General features: G+C 41.0%; 8 protein-coding genes. 3 read left to right on the top strand and 5 right to left on the bottom strand.

The window, feature by feature from the left end:
- Positions 1-351 (bottom strand): hypothetical protein (locus ACX0G7_RS21410; RefSeq protein WP_458925564.1); only part of this gene is annotated, 351 nt, incomplete at its 3' end.
- Between the two features lie 368 nt (positions 352-719).
- Between ACX0G7_RS21410 and ACX0G7_RS21405 the strand changes: the two genes are divergently transcribed.
- Genes ACX0G7_RS21405 through ACX0G7_RS21395 form a run of 3 tightly spaced genes read left to right on the top strand, consistent with a single transcriptional unit; the run spans position 720 to position 1,625 of the window.
- Entirely contained in the window at positions 720-908 is a 189-nt protein-coding gene (locus ACX0G7_RS21405) for a hypothetical protein (protein ID WP_458925563.1), read from the top strand.
- A gap of 4 nt (positions 909-912) precedes the next feature.
- Complete coding sequence (locus ACX0G7_RS21400) at positions 913-1,299, top strand: hypothetical protein (RefSeq protein ID WP_458925562.1); 387 nt, start codon at positions 913-915, stop codon at positions 1,297-1,299.
- Positions 1,300-1,313: 14 nt separating this feature from the next.
- Positions 1,314-1,625, top strand: coding sequence for a hypothetical protein (locus ACX0G7_RS21395; RefSeq protein WP_458925561.1), 312 nt, complete (start codon positions 1,314-1,316; stop codon positions 1,623-1,625).
- Positions 1,626-2,121: 496 nt separating this feature from the next.
- Here the strand turns inward: ACX0G7_RS21395 and ACX0G7_RS21390 are convergent, their stop codons facing one another.
- The 4 genes from ACX0G7_RS21390 to ACX0G7_RS21375 form a co-directional block, all read right to left on the bottom strand.
- Positions 2,122-3,762, bottom strand: coding sequence for an FAD-dependent oxidoreductase (locus ACX0G7_RS21390; RefSeq protein ID WP_458925560.1), 1,641 nt, complete (start codon positions 3,760-3,762; stop codon positions 2,122-2,124).
- Positions 3,763-3,949: 187 nt separating this feature from the next.
- On the bottom strand, positions 3,950-5,959 hold the full coding sequence (locus tag ACX0G7_RS21385) for an FAD-dependent oxidoreductase (RefSeq protein ID WP_458925559.1): 2,010 nt from the start codon (positions 5,957-5,959) through the stop codon (positions 3,950-3,952).
- Positions 5,960-6,097: 138 nt separating this feature from the next.
- Positions 6,098-7,552: a RagB/SusD family nutrient uptake outer membrane protein gene (locus ACX0G7_RS21380; protein WP_458925558.1), complete on the bottom strand. Its 1,455-nt coding sequence runs from the start codon at positions 7,550-7,552 to the stop codon at positions 6,098-6,100.
- Between the two features lie 18 nt (positions 7,553-7,570).
- Positions 7,571-10,630, bottom strand: coding sequence for a SusC/RagA family TonB-linked outer membrane protein (locus ACX0G7_RS21375; protein WP_458925557.1), 3,060 nt, complete (start codon positions 10,628-10,630; stop codon positions 7,571-7,573).
- Positions 10,631-10,651: the final 21 nt, after the last annotated feature.

Genomic DNA, 10,651 nt, shown 5'->3' with positions numbered 1-10,651 from the left:
GGTTGTAAATTGACTGGTAACAACTATTCCTGCCTGCAAAGTATGTGTCTTCCAGAACCTTGATGACGAACCGGGTTTAGCGAATTCGCCATTAAGGTAAAAAGTATGTTGCCGGTAAGGTGCAGTGTTTCCGGTAAATCCATTGTAACGAATAGTATTAAGGTAATTTGTATAAGCTTCCGGATTTTTTAATATCGGTGCTATTGTGAGTGGATTGTTTCCGACCGGCTCGAGTTCGAAGATCCTATATCCGAATGAATAAGTCTTAAGCTTGAGCTGTTGGGCCCTGACGTTAAGGCATATACAAAGCGTAAGAAATAATACTGTTATTGCAGTTAGTTTCAATTTCATAGAGTAAGGTTATTTCAACTCTTTTACAATGATACGTGGATTTTTGTTTTCCCCAAATACTTATAGATTCAAAGTCCAGAGAATACTAATCAATACTTCGATAAGCGCACCAAAAAATCAAACTTTTACCATTACACTGCCCGCTACGAGATCATGAATAGCACGCCGTCTTAGTCAGTTGTGAATAGTTAAAATAGATAGCCAGCCGAAGACAAGTTTCAAAAAATATCTTAAGAGAGACTGGAAGAGGTGTATAGTCGCGTGAAGATCATTCGATTTGCGGACCAGGATCCCATTCAGCCTGTTGTCTATGGTTCCGCCAAGCGGTACTCGTTATCAACAGATGACCCCGAGGAATAGCGGAGTATATGCGTCTTCTAAAACAAAATTTTGATGATACAGAAGGTCCAGGAAAAGGAAAGAAAGGGAATCAAAAAACTGAGCAGCAAAAAAAAGATAAGAAGGATGAGTGGAATACGTCAGCATTGAAGGGGGCATTAGTTATCAGCTCGGGACTTGCTATAGATGATGCGACTATTTTGGGGGGTTATAGATGACGTCTTGATACCTATCGTGATAATCGGTGGAGTCACATACACTGCTTATGAAAATAAGGAGTTGATTGCAAAATACGCGAAGGAGATAGCAAGTATATTACCACGCGCAGTGGGGCCGACAGGATTTCAATATTCATTAAGAGCTTCGGTTGATGGTCTAGATCCAAATGTAAGAGGGGGTACGCCCCCCCTCAAAGCAGTAGAGGTTTGGAAATATGGTGAAACGACTGAAGGTAATGCCAGGTATTCTGCGAAAGACTTAGCTTCGTTCGGGCCGGGCGTTTATTTAGTACCGGAGCTTATTGGAAATCAGATCGAAATCAAAATAGCAGAAAAGTCGAAAATTTACACTTACGTGCTATCATTACTTTTGTTCACTTCCAGGAAATAAAATCTTCAGATAAAATGGAATGTAAGTTGGCTCAGTACATAAGCGATGAGATTTCAGAAAGGGCAAGGATAGTGACAAACTTTTCCCTTGAAATGAACTCTTACTTTGAAGGCAAGGAATATGGATCCGGCTTAAGGGAAATAGTAATAGGTATTATCTGTGTCAGTTTGAAATTCGAAGAATTTTTTAAAATCGGACAACCGATATATACCAAAAGCAAGCGAACAAGAAAGGTGGATATTGAAATAGAAATTGAGAGAACACTAGAATATAATATAAAGATCGACTATGAGACCTTCAAGAGCTCTAATGTTGAACAGACATAAAAATTATTAGCTGCCTCAATAATGGATTCATTAGATGTGTTCGAGAGAGTTAAGAGAGTTGATTTTGACAGCGAACAGTTTAAGATGGACCTTCAAAATTGTTTTAAAGTAATGAGGGTGGCCTGATTTGGAGCGACCTTTAGCTGAATTTCTCGTTGGGAGAAAGGTTTATTTGAAAAACATGAAGAATTTCACCAGGCTGCTTCTACGGCGGGAAAATATTCAAGTGTTCTGTGCTTGTGTGTACAAACAAATATTCCACATCAGTAAGCAAACAAATATTTTTTTTATAGCATTTATGTTTTTAATGGTAAATACGGTCATACCTAATTTTTATACTGTTTGAAATCAAACTAACGTATTCCACTAAGTGAGTGCCGCAAGCGGGGCTGCCTCGGAATACAAAGCCGCATCCATAAAAATAATGTCGGTGCGGCCCATTTCTGAAGTGGTGAAACCACCTGTATATTTTTAAGCCATTGAAGGACGCCCGTGATTATTTCTTCACACTACCTAATTTTTCCAGGTAAGGATCAGATTGCAACAAGTTCTGGAGCTTAGTAACGTTAATATTTTGAACCGGCACTTTTTCATCAATTGCCATGCAGGCAGCAAGCGCAGCGGATTGGCCAAGTACCATAAAGACCGGTTCCATACGGATCGACCCATAAGCAATATGGCTTGAAGACAAGCAAACAGGCACCAGCAGGTTTGTACATTCACTTCTTTTTGGAGTTAGCGAACGGTACGAAACAGGGTAGGGCGGGAAGTTCCCAACCTCTACATTTCCTTCATTTTTAACCATCCCATTCACTACCAGGCGCTGGATATTATGGCTATCCATTGTGTATGCCGCTTGCCCAACACCGTCTGTAACTTTTTCCTTTCCAACACAATTATGCTCGGTCATCACATATTCACCAATCATCCTGCGGGCTTCCCTTACATATAACTGCGGAGTGAAATTTCCAAAAGCCTTGTATTCATCTTTAGGATAACCCCACCGGCTTATAGTTTGCTGTATTTGTTCAGGAACCCTTTTATCAGTTTTTACAAAGTATAAAAGGCCCTTGGTGTAGGTAAGATGATTATCAAAAATCTTTTTCCGCTTTTCAAAACTCCCTTCGGCCCATTCATAATTCTCACCTATCATATCAGTTGAAAATCCACCCCTGTTATTGATATCAGTTTTGCGGTTTGGCATCAAACTCCAGATAAAATAATCATTTATTTTTCTCATGTTTGGCTGCGCTGCGAAAAGCCGTACCAGTAGTTCGTACCTGGTAGAGTCATAGTCGGCAGGACGGGTAATAGGTATGCTGTTTTCAACACTGTCAGTAAGACAAATCCTGAAATTGTAGGTTTGCAGCTTATTGTCTCCCGTTCCTGTTGGGTGTACCCCTGCAGTGCTAATGCCATACAACAGACCACTGGATGGCACCCCCGGCGTCTTATATGGATCCACACCATCAGGAAACTGGTGTATACCGGATTGTTTGAAATACTCTGGCAACTGGAAGCCATTGAGCGTTTCGTTATATTGTTTGTTATCCTCTCTTCCAACTACAAATGAAACACCAGCAGCAGCCAAAAGATCTCCCTCGTATGTACAGTCAATAAATTGTTTAGCATTGACAACTACGGTCGCTGCATTTCTATTCGCAGGATCCTTTACCTGGATAGATTGTATCACCTGTCCTTTCTTATTTACTTTGCTAACCTGCTTTTCATACAAAACATCAATATTTCCTAATCTGATATATTCTTTTATTACCTCCTCAGCTACATGAGGCTCAAAGGTCCATTGTTCGTCAACTCCATATTTCTGACCTACCCTTTGATAAAACTGCCTTGACAAGCCGGTTATAGCCTGTTTATTACCAATATCCGTTTGACCTAATCCGCCAGTTGTCATTCCGCCCAACATTCTGCCCGGCTCAATTAGTAAAACAGTTTTCCCATACTTCCTGGCAGTATAGGCCGCAATCACTCCACTGGCAGTGCCACCATAAACACAAACGTCAACGTTATATTTGTTGGGTGGAGCTGAATATGGCGAATCAAACCCGGCTTCTGATTTGTAGCTTGCTATGAAGAAAACGGTGTATAGAAAGCATTTTAATCCAGTTTTTTTCATTTGATTATTTTTATTTTAAAGACTGCCACCACTGGAGCAGGTATTCATGCATACACAAAAATGTCAATTTTTTTGCCCAATGTTGTAATCGTCAGTTGGGGTTGATGAAGATAAAATATCGATACGTAAGTATAGCCATATTTGGTGGACCCAGGCGGCCAATTGTTAAGTTGATTGTAGGTACAAACTAATCGGTGGCCACAAGTAGAATAGCGTCTGCGACTATATCTCCTTTTCCACCCTTGCCGGTTATTTCAACGAAGGCTTTGTTGCCCTTTGAAAATTTATACCTTCCCAGCGAAACCCATTCGCCGGAGGTTTGCCCAACCACCTGCACCTTTGATTTTGCAATTGTTCTGGTAAATTGTTTTTGACCATCGAAGACATTAATAACCGTTTCTTCTGACCCGGTTTCAAGTTTAGGGTAGTAGGTATAAACTTCATAATTTTTGGCCTGGCTTATTAGTGGAGTAAATTTTACCGAACTACCAGTTCCCTTTTCCGAATTTGCAACCAAATAGGTAGGCCCGTAACCACCCTTTTTACCTTTAGTCCAGGATCCTTTAATAATCAGGTTTACAGAATCTTCATTGTCAATAAGTATATCAGGATTACTACCGTCAGCAAGCGGATTGTCTTTAAGTAATGTCTGCAATTGTAAAACATCTACTTCCTGTACGCTCTTGTTTCCGTCGATAGCAAGGCTGGCCGCAACGGCTGAAGATTGCGCCAGCACCATAAAGACAGGCTCCATACGGATGGAACCGTAAGCGATGTGTGAGGCCGATAAACAAACTGGCACCAAAAGATTTTTACATTCTTTTTGTTTAGGTATTAGTGATCTGTAAGAGATTGGGTAGGGATCGAATCCACCAATCTGTACATCTCCTTCATTCTTAACCATTCCATCGACTACTATTCTCTGGCAGTTGTGCGAGTCCATGGTATAAGCTGCTAATCCAACTCCGTCTGCAACAACTTGCTGGCCTTCACAATTGGCCTGCGTCATCACATATTCGCCAACCATTCTCCTTGCCTCCCGCACATACATTTGCGGTGTCCAGTTACCATTTTCAACGTATTCGTCCTTCGGGTATCCCCATTCCAGCATTTCTTTTCTTAGGTGTTCCGGCACTCTTGGGTCATGCCCAATGAAATAGAAAAAACCTTTTGTGTAATTGTCATGTGCTTTCTGAATTTCGTTCCTTTTGCTATAGCCGGCCTCGGGAAAATTCCAGTTCATTCCAATCATATCGGTTGAAAATGGCCCGCTGTTATTAATATCAGTTTTATCATTAGGCATCCTGCTTAATGTCATAATTCCACGAAGATTACTTGCTGGCTTTTTTTCAAGCAATCTTAATAGCAGCTCATACCTTTCGGGTTTGTAATCGTCGGGTTGAGTTATTGCAATTCTGTTTGCTGGTGAATTTGTTAAACACACCCGTATGTTATAGGTTTGTACCTTTTTATCGCCTGAACCAGCGGGTGCTAGTTCTTCATCACTGACGCCCCATAGTAAACCACTTTCTTTAACACCCGGGGTTCTATATGGATCTATTCCATCAGGAAACTGGTGTTTATCTCTTAACTGAACGCCATTATAGGTTTCATTGTAGGTACTGTTTGATTCGCGTCCGATGGTATAGGAAACACCTGACTTTGCCATAAGGTCACCTTCATAGGTACAATCAATAAACATCTTTGCCTTAATTACCTGGGTAGGGGTGCCTGCCTGTACAACATTTTCAACTTTGATCTCTGTAATTTGTCCATCCTTTTTACTAACCGCAACAAGTCTGTTTTGATAGAGTATATCCACATTGGCTTTCTGGATGTATTCTTCAAACAATTGTTTCGCAATCTGCGGTTCAAAAGTCCACTGTTCAAGCTTACCGTAGTGCCTGCCAATGCGCCGGTAGAAATCGAGGGATATACCTGTAACTGCATATTTATTCCCTATATCAGTCATCCCCAGACCACCCGACGTCAATCCGCCTAAACGAATACCCGGTTCAACAAGGATTACACTTTTACCCATCTTTTTGGCAGTGTACGCAGCAATGACACCTGCTGAACTTCCGCCATAAATGCAGATATCAACGGTTATTACGCCGGGTACTTGTGCGATAAGTGTTGGCGTATAAAAAGTGATCGTAAGGAAAATTGTGGAAAGAATTCTATTGCATAATTTCATAGGCTCCCTTTTGAAAAAAGTGATGTCAATTGTTCAATCAGTAGAAAGTAATTGATATGGCTTAAAAAGCTTTTGCAGGTGTAAGGCGCGCAAAAAATGGGCTTCGACAAACAACCTATGGAGCGAAGTTTTTTCGTTTTAATAACCGGGATTTTGATCTTGTTGACTAAGGGCAGGATTATTATTTATTTCTTCTGTAGGAATAGGCCAAAGAAGCCTGGCATCTATAAAAGTCCTTCCTGCTGCCGCCATAGCCGACTTCACTCTGCCAGTCCGCTTTAAGTCCCACCAACGTCTTCCCTCCAAAATAAATTCATACCCTCTCTCATTTAAGACAGCATCGCGGAAGGCTTCTTTACTCATTCCGGGAGGATAATCAACTGGCGAGACACTTGCGGGGCTATAACCATAGGCCCTTCTTTTGATCATGTTTAACCGTTCTAATGCCAGGGCAGGGGGACTACCTGCAGCCATAGCTGCTGCTTCTGCGTGGATGAGGAAAGCTTCTGTATACCTAAAAATCGGTACACTATAATTTCCAAATCCGTTAGGAGCAGTAATGAACTTCTTGAAAAGAATAGGTGAAGCTGCAGGTAATGCAATACTGTCACCGTTGGGTCCTAAATATTTTGTATAAAGATTGAATGATTTCCGAAGATCGTTATTGTTCCAACTATTTCCTATGAACGAATTGAGGTTAGGTAACCAGGCAAAATTTCCTCCACTGCTATAGTTGTAAGGAGGTGTGCTCGGCCGGTGTTCATATATGGGAATTTGGGACTGACGTGTATCTGAATGGTGCAGTGACATGATATCCTCTGAATTAGTAATTGTCGCAAATATTTTATAGAAATCTTCCTGCTTTTTTACCTCAACCAGAGAATACCTTCCGCTGGCAATAACATCATTTGCCTTGGTCGCAGCCTCATTCCATTTCTCCAGCGTTAAATATATTTGAGCCAGTAACATTTTAGCAGCATACTTAGATGCCCGACCGGTTTCCGCTCCTACGGTTTCCGGCAGATCCTTCTCAGCAATGAGTGCATCTTCAATGATTAATTCGTATACTTTACTTTCTGGCTCCCGAACCCCGGCAATTGAACTTATATCAACACTTTCAGTCGTTTTAATAGGCACGGCACCATATCCTCTTACGAGATTAAAATAAGCCATTGATCTTAAAAAATGCGCTTCTGCCAGAATCCTTGTTTTTACGGCCGGAGTAATTGCCTCAATCGAAGGCACATTCCCCAACACTGCGTTTGCCTGATTGATTTGCTGGTAAAGGGTAGACCAATTAACTCTTGACCTGTCTATATTTGTTTGATCCAGTATCCTGTCGAAAAGAGTAATAGGAGCCTGGGAGCCACGACCGTTGGCGTAATCCGAATGCAGTGTAATAAACAGATAATAAGTGATGCCGTAGTAGTCAGTTTGAAAAGAGGAATATGCTCCCCTTATTGCAGCAACTGCATCTGATTCTGTCTGGTAAAAATTTGTCTTGCTAATAAAGCTTTTAGGCTCCTCCTTCAACATCTTTTTGCATGAGGATAAAGCTGATGCAAAAAATAGAAATATAATAACTTTTCTCATTTTAACTAATTGTAAGAATTAAAAATCCAATTGCAATCCCACAGAATATATTTTGGCATTGGGATAGCCATTGGTGTCTGTTCCAGCTGCTAATCTGGTTCCAATTTGCTGAGAGTCGTTACCGGTAGTATTTACGTCAGGATCCAGACCTATATAATTTGTAAACGTAATTAGATTGTTTCCGCGAACATATACTCTTGCCCTGCTGAATGCCGACATTCCAATGGATTTCACAGGTATGTTGTAGCCTATTTGAAGGGTCTTCATCCTTAAATAGCTTCCGTTAGCCAGAAAACGATCAGAAGCTGCCATTTGAGTAGCTGCGCTTATTTTAGGATACTTTGCGTTTGGATTAGGATTTGCAGCTGTCCAGTAATTGCCAAAAAGATCAGCTAATTGATTTTGACCTCTCTGGAAGGAGTTTAGATTAGTATAGGCTGTTTCGAAAAAGATATCATTTCCATGCACACCCTCAAAAAACACAGTAAGATCAAAACCCTTATAAGAAAAGTTGGAGTTGAATCCGTAAGTAAAATCAGGATTCGGATCTCCTATAATCACACGATCTAAAGGATTGATTACTCCATCCTTGTTTATATCAACATATTTAATAAATCCTTTGTCATCCAATCCATCTTCATTGAAACCATAAAACATTCCGAGCGGCTGTCCCACCCTGGCTATGTTATATCCAGACAAACCCGATAGGAATCCAGCTGACACAATGTCCCGGTTGCCTTCCAATTTTAAAACCTTATTTCTGTTGGTTGAGATCTGGCCTGAAACATCCCATTTGAAATCTCCCGAAAGTATGTCTGCGTTTAAACTAAATTCTAAACCCTGGTTTTGTATTTCACCGATATTCTGAAGAATGGAGCCAAAACCTACTGATGGCGGCAATGGAACCGAGGCCAAAAGGTCATAGGTATTTTTCTTGTAATAATCAAATGTAATACTGAGCCTGTCCTGAATAATTCCAAGGTCAAAGCCTATGTCGAACTGTGAAGTTGTTTCCCATTTCAATTCAGGATTAGATATACCTACAGGTACAAATCCGATGTTTTCTGTTTGGCCCGCATCAATATATCGTGCTCCTGATAGCCTGTCCAATGACTGGTAAGGTGAAAGGGCAGTGTTACCCGTTATACCATAACTGGCACGTAGCTTAAGGTTACTGATGAACTTTACATTCTTCATAAATGCTTCATCAGAAACTCGCCATGCAACTGCTGCAGAAGGGAAAAAACCCCATTTATTTTCATCCCCAAACCTTGAAGATCCATCAGCCCTGATACTCGCAGTCAGATAATATCTATTGTTAAAAGAATAATTCACCCGTCCTAAATACGATGCAAGTACCCATTCGGAAATTGAAGATGATGGAGGACTGACGGTTGCTGCAGAACCGAGGTCATAATTCTCAGTAATATTATTTGGAAATCCGGAAACGGATATTCCGGAATTTGTGGTGGTATTCTTTTGGTAAGTGAAACCTCCGATCACATCAACATTATGTTTGTCTGCAAATTTCTTTGTATAAGAAAGAGTATTCTCATTTAAAAAAGTATTAAGGTAGCCTTGTGTTTGAGAAGCAGCACCCCTGTCGTTTGCAAAAATAATTGGTGTGTAAGTATTGCCGGCACCTGTTTCATACTCAACGCCTAATAAAGTTTTAAAAGATAATCCTTCCATAAACTTTATAACGAGTGCTGTGTTGGCGAGCACCGTATTGGTTAGTGTCCGGTTCTTATAGGGTTTATCATATATAAGCGGGTTTCTCATGTCAGTAGGGTCAACGAAAGGATATTGTTGTTCTATGCGCATAATCTGTCCGTTTGGAGCATATGGAGATAACGTGGGGGGGGCAGACATTGCTCCGGAAAAAACTGTATTGCCCCTTGAACCATTATCTACAGGCACTGTAAACCGCTCCCGCCTTGAAAGGGTTATGTTTTCAGAAACAGTTAACCAGGTTTTTATGTCGTGATCAAGGTTAAGACGCAATGAACCTCTTTTTATTCCTGAGTTGAAAATGATACCGTCCTGTTGAAAATAATTGCCTGAAAGAGAATACCTGGTTTTTTCAGAGCTGCCAGTAAACGTAACAGTATGATTTTGAACAGGCGCAACCCGGAAAATTACATCCTGCCAATCTGTTCCTGGATTGCTCACAGTATCGGGGTTAAAGTAGGGTTGGAGTCCACTATTTTTGAGCCATTCATTTGCCACTACTGCATACTGTTTTGGATCCAGCATTGTGTATTTTTTGGCTACATCCTGCAGGCCATAATAACTGTTGACACTAATCTGTCCGCTTTGGCCAACTCTCCCTCTTTTAGAAGTAATAATTACCACGCCGTTGGCACCACGTGAACCGTATATAGCTGTAGCGGATGCGTCTTTTAATATGTTGATTGATTCGATATCTGAAGGATTTAAGAAATCAATTCCTCCTGTTAAAGGAAAGCCATCTACGACATACAGCGGCGTATTACTTCCAATCATAGAGTTTCCCCCTCGTATCCTTACTTGTATTCTTGAGCCAGGTGCAGCTGAGTTGTTGGTTACCTGAACACCACTTGATTGCCCTTTCAGCGCTTCACCAATGTTATAAACTGGTGTCAATTCCAATTGCTCGGTCTTAACTTCTGATACAGAACCAGTAAGGTCTCTCCTGGTTCTGGTTCCATAACCTACAACCACAACCTGGTCAAGTGAGGCGGCAGTAGCTTTTAGTTGCAGGTCTACAGACACTGTTGCTTCTTCTTTCAGATTATAACCTGATAAGGTTTGTGATTCATAACCTACACTTGAAAAAGAAAAACTGTAGGGACCTCCAGCCGGTACACGAGCAGTGAAAACACCATTCGAATCCGTTTTCGTACCTGAAGTAAAATTTGTTTTGTTGTTACGAATCGTAACTGAGACATTAAGAAGGGGCTCACTAAGAGCACCATATACAATACCCTTAATTGTGCTGGAGCCCTGCTGTGCGTGCGCAGCCCGTGGTTGAAAAAAAAGAAAAGAAAATAGGATTGCTAAAAGTAATGCCTCCTGCTTAGGTGGATTTCGCATCATATGGCTGGGGGAGTTTTATGA

It is taken from the genome of Flavitalea antarctica (assembly GCF_054461535.1).
Note: the sequence above shows the minus strand (reverse complement) of the source record. Positions and strands in the feature narration are given on the sequence as shown.